Origin of the sequence: Sphingobacterium spiritivorum (genome assembly GCF_016725325.1) — a bacterium.
In the GTDB taxonomy this organism is placed as follows: domain Bacteria; phylum Bacteroidota; class Bacteroidia; order Sphingobacteriales; family Sphingobacteriaceae; genus Sphingobacterium.
Genome location: NZ_CP068083.1, coordinates 1,463,742 through 1,484,264 on the forward strand (window position 1 = coordinate 1,463,742; position 20,523 = coordinate 1,484,264).

11 protein-coding genes are annotated in these 20,523 nt (G+C 40.9%); all 11 read right to left on the reverse strand.

Translation table 11 applies throughout. The features are described 5' to 3' along the window. Positions 1 to 26: 26 nt before the first annotated feature. Positions 27 to 2,528: a glycoside hydrolase family 9 protein gene (locus tag I6J02_RS05955; protein WP_201680874.1), complete on the reverse strand. Its 2,502-nt coding sequence runs from the start codon at positions 2,526 to 2,528 to the stop codon at positions 27 to 29. 18 nt (positions 2,529 to 2,546) lie between these two features. Then, positions 2,547 to 4,403 (reverse strand): PQQ-binding-like beta-propeller repeat protein, encoded by a 1,857-nt coding sequence (locus tag I6J02_RS05960; RefSeq protein ID WP_236582316.1) that lies wholly within the window; start codon positions 4,401 to 4,403, stop codon positions 2,547 to 2,549. A gap of 18 nt (positions 4,404 to 4,421) precedes the next feature. Continuing rightward, a complete protein-coding gene (locus I6J02_RS05965; RefSeq protein ID WP_201680876.1) occupies positions 4,422 to 5,651 on the reverse strand; it encodes an exo-beta-N-acetylmuramidase NamZ domain-containing protein in 1,230 nt (409 codons plus the stop codon). A gap of 65 nt (positions 5,652 to 5,716) precedes the next feature. Then, entirely contained in the window at positions 5,717 to 7,558 is a 1,842-nt protein-coding gene (locus I6J02_RS05970) for a RagB/SusD family nutrient uptake outer membrane protein (protein WP_201680877.1), read from the reverse strand. Positions 7,559 to 7,568: 10 nt separating this feature from the next. Continuing rightward, positions 7,569 to 11,090 carry a SusC/RagA family TonB-linked outer membrane protein gene (locus tag I6J02_RS05975; protein WP_201680878.1) on the reverse strand — a complete coding sequence of 1,174 codons (3,522 nt, stop codon included), beginning with the start codon at positions 11,088 to 11,090 and terminating at the stop codon, positions 7,569 to 7,571. 382 nt (positions 11,091 to 11,472) lie between these two features. Beyond that, entirely contained in the window at positions 11,473 to 12,495 is a 1,023-nt protein-coding gene (locus tag I6J02_RS05980; protein WP_236582317.1) for a glycoside hydrolase family 18 protein, read from the reverse strand. A 46-nt stretch (positions 12,496 to 12,541) separates the two neighbouring features. Beyond that, positions 12,542 to 14,176 carry a PKD domain-containing protein gene (locus I6J02_RS05985; RefSeq protein WP_201680879.1) on the reverse strand — a complete coding sequence of 545 codons (1,635 nt, stop codon included), beginning with the start codon at positions 14,174 to 14,176 and terminating at the stop codon, positions 12,542 to 12,544. A 1-nt stretch (position 14,177) separates the two neighbouring features. Next, positions 14,178 to 14,948 (reverse strand): hypothetical protein, encoded by a 771-nt coding sequence (locus I6J02_RS05990; protein ID WP_201680880.1) that lies wholly within the window; start codon positions 14,946 to 14,948, stop codon positions 14,178 to 14,180. A gap of 4 nt (positions 14,949 to 14,952) precedes the next feature. Then, positions 14,953 to 16,491 (reverse strand): SusD/RagB family nutrient-binding outer membrane lipoprotein, encoded by a 1,539-nt coding sequence (locus I6J02_RS05995; protein WP_236582318.1) that lies wholly within the window; start codon positions 16,489 to 16,491, stop codon positions 14,953 to 14,955. Between the two features lie 10 nt (positions 16,492 to 16,501). Beyond that, a complete protein-coding gene (locus tag I6J02_RS06000) occupies positions 16,502 to 19,516 on the reverse strand; it encodes a SusC/RagA family TonB-linked outer membrane protein (RefSeq protein WP_201680882.1) in 3,015 nt (1,004 codons plus the stop codon). A gap of 320 nt (positions 19,517 to 19,836) precedes the next feature. Next, positions 19,837 to 20,490: an N-acetylmuramoyl-L-alanine amidase gene (locus I6J02_RS06005; RefSeq protein ID WP_236582319.1), complete on the reverse strand. Its 654-nt coding sequence runs from the start codon at positions 20,488 to 20,490 to the stop codon at positions 19,837 to 19,839. Positions 20,491 to 20,523 lie beyond the last annotated feature (33 nt).

Here is a 20,523-nt window from a genome sequence, read left to right on the forward strand (position 1 = left end):
TAATCACTTGTATATGCTGCGCTATATTACAGCATTTCGTTTATCACTTTAAAATGGTAATCTTTTTTTCTTAAATCTTTAATCAGGCGAGGGAGTAAAGTATAAAATTTATCTTTCCGCTTTGGATCCGTCCCCAAATGTACTAATATAATGTATCCGTTTAATCCTTCTTTTTGTTCCTTTTCAATCAATTGATTATAAATAGTTTCTGAATCCAGATAACGGCTACCCATTTCCGGATATGTGTAATCTGCAGCCGTTCTTAACCCTGGCGTAAAATTTACAACCTGTACTCCCTCTTGTTCAGCCCATGAAACAATATCTGTATTATACCACTCGTATGAAGGTAAGAAATATCTCGCAACATCTCTCTCTACTCCATATTTTTTCATTTTCTGAAAATTATTATTCAGATCCTGCGAAAATTCTGCTTTTGAAACCCGTGTATGTTCACGGTCTTCCCAATCACAGTACAACAAATGCTGATCAGAATGAGGAGCGAGATAATGTCCTCTTTTCACTATCTCCTTTGTGTAATCAGCGGTATTCGGATTATCCAGAAACCTGCCGGTAACAAAGAAAGATCCTTGAACTTTTTCCTTTTTCAATGTTTCCAGAATAGAAGTCGCTCCATCATAGAATTCATCTGCTGTAAAGACTAAGGAAATATTCTTTTTAGTGGGATCACCTTTTATTATCGCACCATAATTATCTTTTACCACATGATGGGCACCCTCTTCCTGAGCTGCTAACAAATACACCAGTGAAGCCGTGCCATCCATAGTCGGCTCATTTGTACTGTAATCACCATAATCATCATGGTAAACCGCCAGTTCGCTCTGGAATTCAGCATATTCATCTTCCTCATTCAGTTTAATGCCGATCAGATTATTGAATATAGAAGAATATACCGGGCCATCTACCAGTCCTCCATCGATAGGATAGTTTCCAATCTTTGTAAATGCAGAGTGGGGGTCCACAGGCGTATCCCCATCAGCCGGAAGTCCGTACACCATACTTGTACCCCATGGATTGACACCAAATAACCAATCGATATTGGCCTGCTCTAAAGTGGCATAAGAAGAATCACCACTGATTTCACGATACCATCTGCATTGTATAGCGAATGAAACGGTAAGATTATTACTGCACCAGATAAAAGGTACTCCGCGATAGAAGGCATTTTCTTTTGCCCGTGACCACACTTGATCTATACCTTCTTTATAGAATGCAGTTACTTGCTTCTGTTCACCTCCTTTTAACGATTTAGCTAATTCATAGTGACCAAGATTGATAAAAGGATAATATTGATAATGACTTGCAGTATCTCTGCTCATCCATGGTGTTACTTTTTCCTGCTCTGCGAAATCCAACGCTTTTTTTGCATATGTCTGATCACCTGTTTTGGAAAACATCAGAGCTGAAGCCAGCTCCATATCATCTACCCAATTATCTTCCGCATATATATAAGGTGATTTGACAGAAACAGTCTGCGTTACGCCAGGTTTTATATAAGCATAATCCAGAGCGGACTTTGCTTTGTCCTGTAAGGTACCGGAATAACCCGGATCAACAGAATGAAATAAGGTACTGCCCAATGTAAATGCACTTGAGAACTTCGCTGCTGTAGAACTTGTACCTGTAGTATTGTTCATAAATTTACCGCGTTGCTGTGGCTCCCCGTCAATAAAATAAACCGGGCGCTCGTATCCTCTTCCATAAAAAGGATCTTCTTTTGGAATACGCATATTCTTGTGATCCCTGTCATCAGCGATCTGATTAAACATCAGATGTGGCTGAGGATGCATCTTCAGAAGCCAGTCAAGCCCCCATTTTGCTTCATCCAGAACATCTGCAATACCATTTTTACCCGCCAGTCCGTTGGCTTGTTTTGTGTCTTCAAAAACATGAGGGAAATCCCGGTAAGCAGCTAACAGGTGATAAGTCGCATTGGCAGAAGTTGTGGAATACTGAAGATAGTCTGACGCATCATGCCATCCTCCTCCTGCATCGATCCGCGTACTATCCGGAATTCCGGCCTTTCCGGCATACATGGTGAATCCATCATGTGTATGGCAGCTATCCTGCAAAAACGGATTGAAAAGAGTACGTTGTTGTCTCATATATCGCAAAGCAAAATCTGCAGTGCCTTTATAGACATTTTTATTGATCTTAAATTTAGGAGAAACGGTTTTACCGGCTTTAATATAATATTCACCCTCTTTTTGGAAATTAGAAAAATCTAAACGAAGTGAGTGGAGAAATGGCCCGTAAGCTCCGAAATTTTTACCGGTGCTATTTTTAAAGACTGTTTTTTGAGTCTGCACATCGATCAATTCAAATTTCTGAGGTACCGATTGCTCTTTTGAAACCCATACAGCCACTTTGACAGTCTGCGGTATATAACCTACCTGATTAATACGAATCCAGGATTTTTCTTGTGATTTAGCAAGATTAAAACACAAAACAGCACAAAACAGCATTGCTATCTGCATGATTTTTTGCTTATGTTTACGTGTTAATGTCATCTTTTATATTTTCAGTGATTAAGGTTGATATGATAGCGAAACAACTTTACCGTCCATTGTACTTGCAATAATACTATTTTTTTTGCTTACTAATATAGGATTAACCATACCATTTGAAATTTTATATTGCCATTCTATTTCTCCAGACTTCGCATTGACGGCTGAAACCAGTCCTGATTGACTTGGCACAAACACGTAACGTCCTGACGAGACAATTGAAGACGGAGTAAGTTCATAAGGTAATTGTAACTTTGACTGCCAGACAATATCCATACTATCGGCCTGGCTTGAAATACCCAACAGTTGTCCGTCCATCGTTTTAACATATACATGCTGACCATCTTTTGACAAGCCCATTGACTCTCTTACACGATAAGGATCTTTTTTAGCTCTCCATATAATATGACCGTCTGAAGCATCCAATGCTGTCATAAATCTGTCCGGAGCCACTACGAAGATACGATCATGAATAGCGACAGGGTAGCAGGCTGCAGCAGAAAACATACGGTTAGCATGCCCATTATTCCATTCCCAGGCTAATTTACCATCTGCTGTATTCAAGGCATAAAAGCCATTTCCCCAGGATCCGAAGATAACCTTCTCTTTATACAGTGTAGGTAAAGTTGAAACATATCCTTTCACGTGTTCAAAAGTCCATTTTACAATTCCTGAGCTGATATCAACAGCTCTGAATTTGCCGTCAGAACCTCCTATATACGCAATTCCATTGTGTACTAATGGAGACCCCAATACAGACTTATCCGTTTCTACTTTCCATTTCAGCTTTCCATTATCGGCATTAATCCCATAAATACTGTGATCAGAAGACCCTGCAACAATGATATTTTTCCATACCGCTGGAGTAGAATAGACTTTGCCTTTTGTCGCAAAGGACCATACTTTCTTACCGGTATTTATATCTAAGGCAATTATTTCTCCTAATGTATTGGCTGTAATAATAAGGTTTTTATAGCTGCTCATACCCGCCCCTATATCACCCGAATCTTCGAATACCCAATTGACCTTTACTTTATCTTTATACTTCGTATTGACTGTATAGTCAGGTCTTGGATAGGCTGTGTTGTCTGTAGCAAACTGATGATCTTTCAGTTCCACTGTTGCCCATGCAGGTTCCAGAGGTTGCCCCGGTTTCTTTACCTGATAAACAGCTTTTCCCTCTCCTATAGTTACAATGTTGTACCCCCCGACACTATCCTTTGCACGAAGATTAGATCTTCCCATTATTCCCGGAATACCTTCCCAGTTGTACTTTACATTAGCGTGTCCGTGACCACAAAATGCCAGTTGTACATTCCTTTTTTTCACACGATCTATAGCTTCAAACCAATTGTTCAGCGATGAGTCCTGCGGATAATGATTGATATATATCAGAGGTGTCTGCGTATCGGGATTTGCTTTAAAAACAGAATCCATCCATACCAGATTTTCTCTTGGAATCTGGCCGGGGCTCATACGCATATTAGGACCGGAATTGGTCCCCATGAACATAAAGCCTTTGTGTTTGAAAAAAAATGTCTCTCCTCCAAATACTGTTCGAAATGTATTTGCCCCATTTTCGGACCAGTTGCCGTCATGATTGCCTGGTATTACATACCAGGGCAACTGCAGGCTATCCAGAATTTGCTTAGCCAGTTTCAATTCTGCATCTGCCCCGAATTCGGTTATATCTCCTGAGAGAATAACAAAATCCAGCTGTTGCTGCATATTCAGATCCTGAACCGTTCTGCGCAGGTCTTCTGCTCCTGTTGCTCCTCCAACATGCGTATCGGTCACATGTGCAAATCGGAATGACTGTGCTGAAAGACTTTGTGCAACAAGGAGACAAAGAGCAATAACTATAGATTTAGTAGACATGTTTTTCATTTTTCGGCATTATTCAAAATCAGGATAGAGCAAATATTGCTTGCGCATCTTTTTATAATCATCCAACTCCTGTTTCCATGAATCACGGATTTGTTGTTCTGTTTTTCCTGCCAGGATCTGCTTTCTTAATTCATCTGTTCCTGCCAGTTTATCAAAAAATTCTGCACGCACAAAAAATTTGGATTTATCCGGCATTTTATCATAGAAGTGAAGGATATATTTAAGTGTAAACTTCTGCTCATCTGCATTTAGATTTCTAAGATCCAGACCGTAATTAGTTGCTCCTTTGCCTTCTACATGTTTTACCATTCCGGCACGTTCACTTGGGGTAAATGTAAACTGACCATATACGGGATCTGTAAATCCTACTACCTGGAAAGGCCAGTCTGTACCTCGCCCCACGGAAATATCAGTCCCTTCAAATAAACATAACGAGGTATACAGGCGTACGGAAAGATGATTCGGAAGACTTGGGGATGGAATAACGGGCAGATCATACATCGTTTTGTGATCATAATTCTTAACCGGAATAACAGTTACCTTACATTGTTTTCCTTTCTCCAGCCATTTTTCTCCATTGATCATATGCGCCAGTTCACCCACTGTCAGCCCGTGAATCATAGCAATCTTATGAAAAGAGACATTCGATTTGAATTTATCATCTTTTCTGACCGGACCATCCACCTGATCACCGTTGGGATTAGGCCTGTCCAGTACGATCAGCTCTTTGTTATGTTTGGCACACAACTCCATTACACGATGTAAAGAGGTGATATACGTATAAAACCGGGCTCCCACATCCTGCAGGTCAAATATCATAACATCTACTGACTTTACAATAGAGTCCTGCTTTTCATTACCTCCGTATAAGGTATACAAGGGAAGACCGGTTTTCTGATCCACATCATTGCTTACTTTTTCACCACGCTCCACATTTCCACGAAAACCATGCTCCGGAGCAAATCCAAACTTCAAATTTACTTTTTCTCTTAACAGTACATCGACAAGATGTTCTTTATCTTTTCCGACAATAGAGGTCTGGTTGCCCATTAAACCTACTTTCTTACCTTTCAACAAAGGTAAATATGCAGATAGCTGGTCAGCTCCCGGAAGAGGAGATGAAGCAACAATGGTCTGTGCAACAGAATCATTTCTTACAGCGGCTTGTTTTGATGCTGAAGTACAGGCATTCTGCATCAGTACCACAGTGATAAGTGATAATGTAAATAGTTTTTTCATAAGCAGTAGAAAACACCAGGAGATTTGGTTCTCCCGGTGTTGTATATTTATAATTGTTTAAATAATTACCATCCTGGTGTCTGAGTCAGCGTATAGCCTAACTCTGTATATTGTTGTATCTGATTTAAGCCCACAGGTGCTAAATAAGCTCTGTCTGTAAAGGCAACACGATTTGCAAATCTCGCAACCACATAGTATCCTACCAGCGCATCTGCATTATTACCATCATATGTAATAATCTGACCGCTTGCATTTTTTACTTTGAGTACATTTCTATACGTTGCTGTCAATCGGTTTGGCAGATCTTTTTTCACATTTACCCATGGCCCTAAACTGTAATCTTCTTTTACAAAATTCATATAGTTTAGTTTTTTCCAACGTCTGATATCATTGATACGTGCATATTCATAAACAAACTCCATACGTCTTTCTCTACGGATTTCCCACATCAATTGGGAAATATCTCCTTCACGTGCAGGATCATTTGGTAAATTTGCAAGAGATAAAGGGGTTGTTTTCTTCACTCCTTTATTTGTTGCGTCTGTATCCAGCGGACGATTACGGATTGCATTGATCGACTTATCCAGATCTGCCTGACTTACTGCCGGACCACCAAAGTTTTCTGCTAAGATCTGCTTTGCTTCAATCCAGTTTAAAACCACTTCTCCAAGGCGTACAACAGGCGCATCACTCACGTTTGTATTACTACCCCATTTAGCCGGATAGGTCTTACCGATATATGTCAATGCATCTCTTCCCGCAAATTTGTGCGCATAAGCCATAGTGGAAGATGCTGTATTCACCGTATCCATAAAGGTGGCTTCGAAACGCGGATCTCTGGTTCTTGCCAGATTTTTCAGCGTAAAATCTTTTGCATTTACAACTGTAGAATTTTGCCATGTCTGACCATCGTTACAGATAAATGCTTTCAACAGATCCAGATTAGCGCCACGAGGCTGCCCTTCCGTACCATTGCTGTAAGAAGATACAGCATGTGTTACTTTCAATACATCATCGTATGATCTGTAGAATATAACTTCTGTATTAGTCGCCAGATTATCTGATGCAAATAGACTTTTGAAGTCATTATTAAAACGCCATTTTCCGCTATCCATTACAAACTGAGCTGCTTCAACAGCTAATTCCAGATATTTTTTAGCTCTTGTTGCGTCCAGACCGTGATAATGCTGCCATGACCCTTCAAATAACATCATGTTAGAAATAAGTGCCGCCGCTGCATAACGGTTTACATACTGTGCTCCATCGTCCAGACGCATATTAGCCAGCACATATTTAAAGTCATCGTACACACGATCCATTACTTCTCCTCTCGGTGTACGTTCTTTGTACATAGACGCCTGATCTGTAGGATCTACCGGCGTGTCATAGTATGGGACATCTCCGAAGACACTGGTTAATCTGGAGTATTCAAAACCTCTGAAAAATCTGGCCACAGCCATCCAGTGATTATACTCTTCCTGAGAAAGATTTGCTTTAGCCTGATTATCCAGTCTGTTGATCATGACATTGGATTTACGAACCCATGCAAAATTCCAGTTAGGACCTCCGCCATATTGCTGAGATAGAATCGCAGGAACTTCAGATGTAGAACCTCTGGTAGCAGGAACAGTCGCCTCAAATCCGGTCTGTGTTCCTTCTGAAGTGAAATCATCTGCCATTGTATAACCGGTCATAGGCGCATATGCCGTTCCAAATCCGGAATTGTAACCAACAAAGTAATTGGTATAAAAATCATTGGCGTATAATTTTACATCTCCCTGATTTCTCCAAAAATCCTTATCTATAACTTTTGTTTTCTCGGGTCTATCCAGAACATCTTTATTACAGCTTGCTAAACCAACTGTAGTAGCAAGCACTGTATATATGATTTTTTTACTTATTTTCATTTTTGACACATTAAAAATTCAACTGAATACCAAAAGATGCACTTTTAAAGCTTGGAGTACCGACACCTGTTCTTCCTCCGTTATAACTATTGGCATCGAATGAGATTTGACTTCTGCTGCTTGTCGGATTAAAGATAGATTCTCCTTCCACTTCTTCCGGATCGATAGGCAATCCGTTTAATTTATCCCATGTAAAGAAGTTCTCCAGAGAAACATATACTCTTAAGTTATTGATCTTAACACGCTCCAGTACATTTCTAGGAATGGTATAACCCAATGTCAGGTTTTTCACTCTTAAATAAGACATATCCAGCAAATAGCGCGATTGAACCTGCATATTATTTACATTTAATGTACCTGCATTGTTAAATGCTGCAGGATAAAATGCATCCTGATTGTCCGGAGTCCAGTAATCATTGACAAAAGATGCCGGCATAGCTCCGTCAGAAACGTTAAAACCAGGAATAGCCAGGAATCCAACTCCCCATACACTACGTTGTCCTACTCCCTGGAAGAATGCAGAAAGGTCAAATCCTTTATAGTCTGCACCTATTCTGAATCCATACTGATAACGTGGGGTAGAGTTTCCGATAATACGCATATCACCCGGATTTTCTACTGTTCCGTTTCCGTTATCAATCTCACCGTCGCCATTTAAGTCTTTAAATTTAACATCCCCCGGGCCGAAGTAAAAATTGGTTGAATTCTGGAATCTCGGCTGATAAACTGCCTTTTCTCCATTTGGTCCGTCTTTCAGCAAGTATGCTTTACCACCACCGCTGGTATTGTATTTAGACATCTCAGGAGTCAGGCTAACCAGTTGAGGTTTTCCGTTGCCATCTAACACAAAGTCATCATACTGATACAGACGATCTGTCTCATATCCCCAGATATCTCCGTATACACGGCCATCATAATTTAATCCAGTACCTCTTTGTGAAGTGTACCCGCTAAATACTGACTTCGCATCATCGATATTAGCTCTTAAATTGATCCCCAATCCATTTTCGAAACGGTGGTTGAAATCAATAGCCAACTCGAAACCTTTCGTTGTCAATGTACCGTAGTTTCCGAATGGAGCGGCAGCACCCAAGGTCCAGGTCGTTCCCTCCATAGGAGCAAACATGTTATTTGTTTTCTTCTGATACCAGTCAAATGTTAAACCCAATTTGTTTTGGAAGAAACGGGCATCCACACCAAAATCCAATGTTTCCAGATCTTCCCAGGTTACTGAAGGCACATTCAACTTAGGCGTTCCCACCGAATTGGTCAACGCACCATTCGCAATCCAACCTGTCTGTCCTGCAGTCATATTTGCGATATACAGATCGGAAGGAACAGCCTGATTTCCGATAATACCCCAGGATCCTCTGAACTTCAGATTACTTAATGTAGGCTTAGCCCATTCCATAAAACTTTCTTCTGAAGCTACCCAACCTGCAGAAAAGGATGGAAACCATCTCCATTTCAAATCCGTTGGAAATTTAGAAGAACCATCATAACGCAGATTCGCTTCTACCAGATATTTGTTTTTAAAGGCATAGTTGATACGCCCAAAATATCCCAGTTGAGAATCCCATGATTCACCTCCGCTACCGGTAACTTGTCCCACGGCCAGGTCAAACTGAGGATTAGTGATATCGATCAGATCTGCACGTTGTGTCCAGTGGTATTGTCCGTCTGTAGTCACCCTGTTAAGTCCCAGCATAAATTTGAAATCATGTGCATCATTCAGATTCAGCTGATAAGTGGTGAATGCATTCACTGTATGTCTGCGCTCATTTTCTGAACGCATATAGATATGATCCTGAGCAGATCCGTTAGCAGTATACGTATCTTTTGAAAGATCATATGCCAATATCGCTCCCGGATCTGTAGCAGCGACAGTCTGTCCGTCACTGTTTACATATACCGGTTTACCGTCTTTATCAAATCTTTGCTTTGCAGCAACCCATGAATTGGCTGCTGTATAACGGGTTCCGTTTCTTCTCCAGCTGTAGTCTTCATTTGTGAAAGTATAGTCAATATCTACTTTCCAGTTTTTCATGATATTGACCGTTGCACCTGCATTTAAGTTGATATAATTGCGCAACATGCTGGCATCATTTGCAACAGAGTTTTCACTCCATGGGCTGCGAATCGGATTTCCGTTTTCGTCATTCCCCATCGGATATAAAGAACTCCATCTGTACATGTACAACCATGGATCGGCTGTAGTAGAGTTGGTGGCATACGGATACGTCTTATTCCGTTGCGCAAACATGGCACCTCCACGTACAGTCAGGTATTTATTCAACTCCGAACTCACACGTAAAGCTGCATTGTATCTTTTGAATTTATCCGAATCACCGGGTTTCAACATACCGCTCTGATTCAGTGAACCAAAAGACATGGTATACTTAGTTTTATTCAGATTACCATTCAGTGACAAGTTATGTGTCTGTGTAGGCGCCCATTCACGGATCATATAATCATATGGATCGTAGGTACGTACACCATACTTCTTAGTCGGATCTCCCGGGTTTACATACCAGTCACGACCATATACCGTCGGATCATTAGCGCCGATAGTGGATCCGTATTTTTTATCCCATTCTACCGCTTTTTCATAACTCTCGCGGTTTACTTTATAAAACGCTCCTGTTTCTACCGCGCCGATACGGTCCAATGCATCCATTGTATATTTCAATGCATTGACACGTCCCATTTCATATTTTTTGAAAGGGTTTTGGAAAGAAAAGTTGTTAGAGTAGTTAATGTTGATTTTTTCCTGCGTGCCACCCGTCTTACTCGTAATGAGAATAACACCAAAAGCAGCTTTTGCTCCATAAATAGAAGATGCAGCAGCATCTTTCAGTACAGAGATCGATTCGATATCTTCCGGATTGACATACTGAATGCTTGGAATTTCCACATTATCCAATAAGATTAATGGATTACTGTTTCCCTGCATAGAAGAAATTGCACCACGGATTCTGATCCTTGGATCAGAGCCAACTTCACCGCTCGGTATAGTAACACTCAATCCGGGAGTTGTTCCCTGTATAGCACGACCGACGTCAGCGATAGGCCTGCTCTGCAGGTTTTCTTTCACATTGATAGTAGACACAGCTCCGGTTAGATTCCCTTTTTTCTGTGTACCGTATCCTACAACAACGACCTCATCAAGTGTGGACTCATCACTCGTCAGAGTTACATTTAAGGTGTTGGATGTAACAGTCAGATCTTTAGATGTAAATCCTACACTTGAAAAACGGACCTTAGCTCCGATAGGAGCTGTAAGACGGAACTGCCCATTGGCATCCGTTTGTGTAGAAGTAGTGGTTCCCACCACAGAGACAGTAACACCCGCCAATGGTCCATCCGGACCGGATACTGTCCCTTGAACCGTCCCTTGCTCCATTCGTAGATTCGAACTCATGTACGAAGTTGCTTCGCGGACGAGTGCATTACCTTTTACATTTCCGGCATGTGCTTCCGAAAACGGTAAGGATAATCCTAGAGCAACAGAAAATAGTAGAAATTTTCTCATACTTTTTTAGATTAAATTAGCTTGTTTTTTAAAGTAGATTTTAAAAAGTTTTGCCTGTTTATGTTTGTTTTGTTTTAAATCAGGATAAAAGTATGCAAGAAATATGGATATAATTAACATTTATTAACAAATAAAGTGAGGAAACACTTACTTTATAGAACAATAGTTCTTATTTAAACTCTTCTAAAAAGCAAGAACAAGCAAGAAAGGTTTTGAAAATGCGCACAAAAACGCACAATAATCAGATTGACTGTTATTTACCGCAGAGAAGGATAGTGTAATAAATACACTATAATGTCACGTTTACGATACAATTGCGTTTATAACAAAAAATGCCGGCACTTTATTGCCGGCATTTAAAAACGATTAAGTTCGTGAATACTTACTTTGCAGCAGCAAAACCCACTTTTATTAAAGATTGTGCTCCTACAGCATCCTGACCCCATTCCCAAAACATAATTCCATTCCCTTTTTGTTTGGCTAGTTGTGTTTTCAGCCTGATGGTATTTTCACCATTGTAATAATAGGTTTTTCCATCTTTAGTAAATTCATCAGCATTTGCATTCGCTCCCATTGCCAGTAAATCCCGATATGGAGTCGCTGCATTTGCCGCCGTTTTCCCATAAGCCGGCAAGCCTAAAACAGCCTTATTTGCCGGCAGTCCTTTCTCTGTTATCCAGATATTGAGTACACGCTCTGCCATACCAAAGCTTGCATGATGATTGGGATTGGCCGAATCTGTTCCAATGCCATCATAGGCCATAAGGTTAACAAAATCACAGGCATCGATAGCCTCTTTGCTGATTCCTTCTTTGACAGTTCCGGCAAAGATTCCTGCCGTTACAGCCATACTTAATGTACGATGCCAGGAGTGAAGCTCTGCACCCAGCTCCTGCATAAATATGCCAAATGTAACATCATTCGCCTTATTGGATCTGGGGTATTCCCAATCCATATCTACACCATCGAACTGGTTCTGAAGCGTAAAGCTCACTATATTTGCAATAAACTTGGATCGCAACTGCGGATTGGAAACAATCGTCGTAAATACGGAATCCACACCATTCATTGCGATTACAATTTTCTTATTATGACGCTTTACCAATTTCACTGCAGCCTGCATGTTCTCCTTTGTTCCCTGCAAAACCAATGACCCATCGGACTTAGGCTGCATAAACGCGTATATCACATGCGTCAAACTTTCCAACGCTGTGGTATCTATAGCAGCAACAGTCCGGTAGCTTGGCAGATAAACAACCGTTTTAAATGAAAGATCTGGCTGATAAGGAGTTGTCGGCTTGACAAACTGATCTGCTCCGTAACCATCCGGCACCCAGATAACATCCTTCTTACAGGACACCAATGTTACCAGAAGAGTTATACCCAATATTAAAAATTTCTTCATGTTCATTTTATTTAGCCCCTACATTTCTGCAGGGGCAGATTATATCTTATCGTTTTACCTGATCAATAGCGATACCATAAGGCGCATATCCTTTGATAATAAATTCAGGAGTTTCATTTGTTCCTAACTTATATCTCAAGACTCCGGATTTAGATCCCGAACCCACTGTCTGTGGTGCATTTGCACCGCTTGCATCAGCTTTATTACGGTAGCCAAAGTATAGATAACCCTTTCCGGTCTCATCTACATCGACATCCATACCGGTTACATAGATGGTCTCATTTGTATTATCCGGTGCTACATAACCCTGGTCACTAAAGCCTGTGGCAGTAAAGCCCATTACAGCCGGGTCATTATAAACGGCGACAATATTATTGCCATCCATATCCGAACGGTAGATTCCAGGGATATATGTTCCTGCTCTGTTGATCGCAAAATAGATTTGCTTATTGACTTGATCCACCACAAACTGACGTACACCCAGAGACCTAATTGTTCCTGAAAGAGAGCCTATAAATGCCCCTGCCTTGCTGAACTTATGAATTCCGACGCCAGCTGTACCGGTAAACGAAACCCAGATTTCCCCATTCACCTCTTTTATCCCGCTATAGAAATGTGTAGAAGAAGAAAATCCGGGAATATTGGTCGCTGTAGGTCTGAATTTAAAGTTAGGATAAGGAATCTCTACCCCTCCTCCTGCAGCTACATACACGCCATTGTTACGGCTTGTCCACCAGACGTTACCATCTGAGTCAACGGTGTTCATCCAAGGATCCAGATTATATTCGGATGCACCAACAACACTTCTCTTTGTCAAGGTAGTCTCTCCAGTTCCATCCAGATTAAAATATTTTACAAAACCATCTCCGTTTGCATTGTTACCGGTACTAAAACGCAATCCAAGACCAGCATCTGACAGATAAACCTTGCCATTACCTATAGACAAACCTAAAGGACTGACACCGGTGGTAATTCCAAGATCAACTACGGTAGATGGCGCCAAAGTCGTCAGTTTATATTTGTAGATTTTCTTGGTAATGACATCCGTAAAATAAATGGTTTTGGCCAGTTCTCCTTTGACATCTACCGCTACTTCTGTTGTTAGCGTTTCTACACCGTCGTTAACGGTCAGCTTCACAACCTGACTTCCTTCTTTTGTAAACTTAACAACAGGTTTTTCTAAATCAGAAACGACTCCATTGCCAAAATCCCAGCTATAGGTCACCGTTTTTCCAGGATACGTGAATATGCTGGCGGAGAATTGTGCGTCAGTATAGACGGCTATATTCTCAGGCACATTAATCTTAGGCTGCATTTTAGGGATAACGATTTTTTTCGTAATCTCCTTTTTCTGATCACCTTGCCAGGTGGTCAGACTGACACTGTATTCTCCCGGAAGTTCATAAAAAATAGTATCCGGAACCATCTTTTCAGATGTGGTCACATCCTGTACTTTCCCTTTACTATCGATAATCTTTGCTCCGTCAAACTGCCACTGAAATTTATCTGCATTCTTCGATCGGTTTGTCAGCACTACTTTTGCCGGAGCAGTAATAGCATATTCCGGGAAATCAAAGTTTGCGATATACTCACCCTGCTGGCCAATACTGGTTATCTCATCCTTTGAACAGCCTAATATGATAAGGCCGATAAATAGGTATAAAAATTTAACTGTCTTCATATTATAAACTGTTTTCGAATGTTCTGGTCGCTACTGTAGCAGTACCTGTTGAAGTTATAGCCGCCACATCTATTGTCACACTGTATTTTCCTACTTTTTTAATACTGTTGACAACGGGAAGCAATTGTTCTTTTGTCAATGTCTGCTTTAGATTATTGATCCCCGTCTGTGACAACACATAAGTTCCGCCATTCGTAAAATGACTGGCAGGAGCACTCGGATACAAGACCAAATAATCGGCTCTGGTGATCGTGTAAGCTAGCAAGCCTTTCAGTATCTCAAATTCCTGATCAGACAATTTTGTAATCAAGCTACTGTTATTCGGATACTTACCTTCTTTAATAACCATCGGATACCTTCCTACCATCACATAATTATTCGTTACTGTCACCCAATATTTATCCATATCGGCGGCAGCAACTTTCAACCATGAATTTGCTTTTGCAATGGAATCTATAACAGTCAGGGTCGATTCAGTTTCTCCTTTTGTCAATAACTGGGTTCCGTTTTTAAGACTCATATTAACACCGAATGTTTCGACTATGGTCTCCATAAATCTCACTTCTGAAAATTTATCATCACGCTGCCAGGTAGAGGCTGTCACTTGTAAGGTATCTCCGATTGCCGGCCGTGTATTATTATACGACACTCTCAACTGTGCAGCAAACTGACCGTTTGTTTCTCCCAGCTCTGAAATGGGATCATTTTTTTCACAAGAAATCAAAGCACATGCTAAGACTATTGCATATAGTATGTTCGTTATCTTTCTCATTCTCTTAATCTTTTAATGTTGACTTCTCTGCCCACCAAACCGGTTTAAATACCCAGTCTCTGGACGATGCACCTAAGCGGGCAATTTCTTTAGGATTGTACACATATTCTGTCTGCGGATCATAAGGCAAACGCTGAATATATCTCCCTGTCCATTCTGTAAGCGCATATCTTGGGTAATACAAATTTGGATAAGCCTTCTTGCTGTATCCGTACCGTCTGATATCTGTCCAGGTCTCTCCCTGCAGGTAAAGTGCGATATATTTTTGAAGCATAATATCAGCGATAGTCAATGCGGAAGCATTCTGTGCAACCTTAGCTGACCCCATATAACTGATGATCTGCCCTTCAGCTACACCCAGTCTTCTCAGATTCAGATCTATGCCTGTATGGTAAGAAGCCAGCGCACCTTCTGTATCTCCCAAGTAAAACTGTGTTTCAGCTTTGATAAAATAAAGTTCTTCTTTTAACAGGATCGGGTAAGGAGAATCATCTGAAGTCCAGAATCCGTTTCGAAGGTTTGCAAAATCCTGATAAACAGTCCCTGTCGGAAGATTAACATCCCGCAGACCTTCAGACATTTTAGCACCCAGATATTTGTTATTTGCTCCCGGCGTTGTCAGCTTAAGTAAACGAGGATCATACACCTTATTTACTTCGTCTATTGTCAGTGATTTCATAAGCACATCTGTTGGAAGAGTGGTTTCCAGATCACTTTTGATATCAGCAAACTGAAATGCCTCTCCGGCAGGAGGCGGACCTGAAGGCCCCCAAAGATTGCGCTGCCAGGATGATGTCGATCCTTTTGGATAAGTATAAAGCGCATCGGAAAAATTTGTTATTGCATTGTTTACAATTGTCAGCAGCTCCTGATGTCCGTTTTGAAAATTAGCTGTTCTCAACTTTACACGAGCTCTTACCGCTTCGGCCAAGCCTTTCCATTTATTAAGATCACCCTGATAAATAATATCTGTCTTGGCAGTCATGGACAAAGCCTGATCACCTACATTATTCAGATCAGCCACACCCTCATCCAGAAGAGCAAGTATATTTTTCAGAATTTCTTCCTGGCTATCATACAGCGGATTAAAAGAGCCTATATATGCTTCTTTCATTGGCATATCTCCAAATACGTCTGTCGCACTCAGGTAACTCAATGCAAGCATAATTTTGCCCACACCAATGTAGTTATTCGACCCTTCTTCCTTAGCACGGACAATCATACCTGCCTGTCCGATAATATTACTACCTACATCAAAATAATGCCACCTCCATGCACCCAGGCGTGTAATACTGTTGTAATTCCAGGTGTCTGTCTGTGCATTACTATTTCCAGTTCTTGTCGTCAGGTAATAGCTGTGATAAGCTCCCCAGCGTGCCTGAGAATACAATGAGTACGCCAGATTGGCTTCTATTGCTGCCAAACGCTGTGTAGAAGGTACGGTTACCGGATTCACAGGGTTCTCATTAATATCGAGTTTACTACACGAACTTACCACGACCAGGGCAAGTACTGTTGTTATGTTTTTTAAAATTCTAGTCATGATCCGATGCTTATAAAGAAATATTAAAACCAAAAGAGTAGGATTTAGGCAATGGAATAGCGCCATTATCTACTCCCATCGTACTGGCTCCGGAGCCACCAGCATTTGGTCCGGCACTGTTTACCTCCGGATCTCCTCCCGAATAATTAGTAATAACGAAAGGATTCTGCGCAGACAACTCCAGACTCAGGTTATTTACACCCAATCGTTTGGACCATATCTTCGGCAACGCATAGCTTAATGTGATATAGCGCACACGAGCCCAGTTTACCTTTTCAACAAAGTTTGTTCCTACCTGATAGTAGTTATTTGCAAAGTAACTGTAATCCATCACCACTGATTTCTCGTTCTTGATGTACGTTCCGTCATTTTGCTGCACAACACCATTGAACACAAATTCTTTATCCCTCCATTCTCCGATATCATATGCTGTACCTACAGACATCATACGCTGACGACTGGCATTCAGAATATCTCCTCCGAATCTGAAATCCCATAAAAAAGAAAGGCTGATATCTTTATACCGAAACTTGTTCATCCAGCCGATATTAAATTCAGGCTCACGGTTTCCGATATACTTTTCTTTAGAATCAATGATCGGGTAACCATCTGCATTTACAACAACATATCCTTCATCTGTTCTTTTATAGTCAGTACCCACAATTCCCAACACAGCATCATTAAGCGTTGTTGCGGCTGTACCGGCAGTAAGCTGTGCATTCGTATATTTGAATGTCACAATATCTCCCGCAAATTCTAGCATTTTTGAAGTATTACGCCATGCGTTTAGTGTTGATGACCACGTAAAATCATCTTTCTTAATTGGTGTTCCGCTAAGGGAAGCTTCGATTCCACGATTACGCAGTGAACCTGCATTGAAAGTCATAATGACATATCCCGAAGGCAGAGGTACCCGAGGAGTCATAATCATATCAATACTCTTACGTTCATAGTAGGTTAAATCCAGATTCAGTCGGTTTTTAAACAAACTTAATTCTGATCCGATCTCAAACTCACTGGTTTTCTCCGGTCTCAGATCCGGATTACCTCCTGTAGCACTGGTCACGAATCCACCTCCCTGTGTCTGCGCCTGCACCAGATTGGTATTGGTACGGTAAATAGGTGCATCCTTACCTACTTTGGCATAACTCACACGTAACTTACCAAACCAGGAATCATGATCAAACAGTTCGCTATAGCTAAAACTACCGGAGTAGGATGGCGAATAGAATGAACGTGCATTTTTAGGCAAAGTAGAAGACCAGTCATTACGTCCCGTTACCCCAACAGAAACGATGTTTTTGTACTCCAATTTGAAATCCCCATAGATTGCATAGCGCTGACGTCTGGACCATGTATCTGTAAGGCTAAGGTTTTCACGCTCCACCACATTCGGAGAGAAGATATCCTTTACGAGCAGACTTTCACCCATATAACCAACGCCTTTACTATCAAAGTAATCACTTGTTCCTCCCAAGATCAACGTTGCACGGAAATCGTTATAGAATTTACGGTCAAATGTGGCATTGAATATCGATGTTGTATACTTTGTATTCGTGTTGGATTCTGAAACCCGGCCATCAAAATAAGTCCCCGGAGTTCCCGGCGTGGTGATAATACGGTACTTGGATGCTGTAAAATCCTGTCCCAGCTGATACGAAAGTCTCACCCAGTCTGCGACTTTGTAATCAATTCTTCCATTGACCACAAAACGTTCCACGTCGTTGTTTCGCGGATTACGCATAACACCCCACATAGGTGAGATCATTGCATTACGTCCATCATCCTCTGCCTCAATATACGAATACAAGGGTTCTCCATTGGGTTTCTGATACGAAAGAATATCGTATCTGAGTGGATAAGTCAGAATACTATTAATCCATCCTCCTGAGTTTACTCCTCCAAGACCTTCCTGAATATTGTTTTTAATGTAATTTGCAGAAGTGGTCAGTTCCAGTTTTGAACTTAATTTAGCTGTTCCTTTTAACAGGAAGTTGATTTTCTCCTGCTCTGTATTAGGCACCATGGATCCTGCATTGCGGTATCCTCCGGACATGTAGTAATTTAATTTCTCACTACCTCCATTGACGTTCAGATTGACATCATGCGTTACAGCCGTTTGAAAGAAACGATCTATATTATTGTACACAGTCTCATCATATCTGAATTTCCGACCCCATGAACTTCCTGAGGTTTCATCGTATACTCCTCCTGTTCCGGTAGTATAAATACCTTGCTGACGAGGTGTACGTCCCATGGTCTCGACAAATGCCTTGTACGATCCATTGATCTGCATCGCTCCGGCTTTACCTTTTTTAGTTGTAATAATGATTGCACCGGAAGCGGCATCAATACCATAGAGTGCTGCCGCAGCCGCTCCTTTTAATATGGAGATATCCTCAATATCAGCAGGATTAAAGTCCGCAATCCGGTTGACCGTTCCATTAGCAGAAGAATTACTCACACGGATACCATCCACGATCATCAGTGGCTGGTTGTCCCCCGTCAGTGTACTCGATCCCCGGAGAATAATTTCTGTCGGCAGTCCCGGCGAACCTCCGGAAGATGAAATCTGCGCTCCTGCGATCTGCCCTTGTAATGCATTCAGGACATTCGATTGATTGGCATCCCGGAGATCGTCTCCTTTTACAGTCTGCACGGAATAGGTAAGGCTCTTTTTATTACGCTCAATTCCCATTGCTGTGACCACCACCTCATCCAGACCTTTCATGTCAGGCGACAAAGTAATGTCTATTACAGACGATTCACCTACCACACGTGTGGCAGCCAACATCCCAATGTAACTAAAAGAAAGAGTCTGCCCTTTAGCAGCCTTGATCTTATAATTACCACTTGCATCGGTCACTGCTCCAATGGCAGTACCCACAACTTTAATTGAAGCGCCCAAAATAGGTTTTCCATCCTCCTGTGATGTGACCACTCCAGAAATTGTTAGTTCCTGAGCAGTTACCACATCCAAAAGGCACACTAGCATTGCCAACAGCAATAGTAGATGTTTTCTCATAGTGAAAAAATTAGTTTATTCTTTAGTAGTTGTTAAATTGGTTTTGCGTTTTCATGTCGGTTAATTGGCAAAACGTGATAAAAATAATAAAGATTTTGAGTTTAGAAAATAAAACAATCAACTAAAACACGTTAAAACCTGCAAAGAATAGAATTAAAAGTGTCTTTAAAGTGAAATAGCGCACTATTGAAAGTGCGCACAAAACCGCATTAACGTGTTTAAAATCTTATTATTTGAATCAAAAAAGGAAAGAAGAGAAAACAAAAAAAGTGTCATTTAGACACTTTTAGGTAATTTTTGTGTTACAGTAACAGTTGAGCTTAAAAGGAAAGCTTTCTAAGGGATGTATTTTTCAATCCTGAACGCAGTCTTTTCATAAAATCCAAGCCGGGATCTGATTTTCCGGTGATATAATTGGGGTCCGTTTCTTTCCACCATTTGGTTTTCTTGAACTGCTTATATTCGAGATGGCCAATGACGAGTTCAATGGGATACTTTTCCGATAACTGATCAATAAGTTGTGTATTGGCCTTCAGTTGTGCATCTGTTAACGGATTTTTCTCACTTCCTATGTTTTCGATACCAATGGCGCAATAATTAAGACCTATAGTATGCCTCGCAAATACGGTATCCGGTAAGAACTGATAGATCGTACCATCCCGGTCAATGACGTACTGCGAAGAAACATTAAGTTTGCTGGCTTTCGTAAGCTCTGGCCTTCCCGGCAATTGCACCGGATTAAAAGCATTAAAAGTAGATTTTACGCTGTTATTTGCAGTCCAGTGAACAACTACAATCTGAGGTTTTATAATAGCTTTTTTCTGATCTAAACCATGCCGTACTTTCAGGTATTCCAGCGATAATTGTTCCCGCTCGGCATTCCATGTTATTGGCTTTTGAATGATTTTTAAATCTTGTGCCTTAACACACAGACAACACATAAACAGATATATGGTCAATACTATATTTTTCATATTCGATTCTAATATACAAAAAGCCTGTCAAAT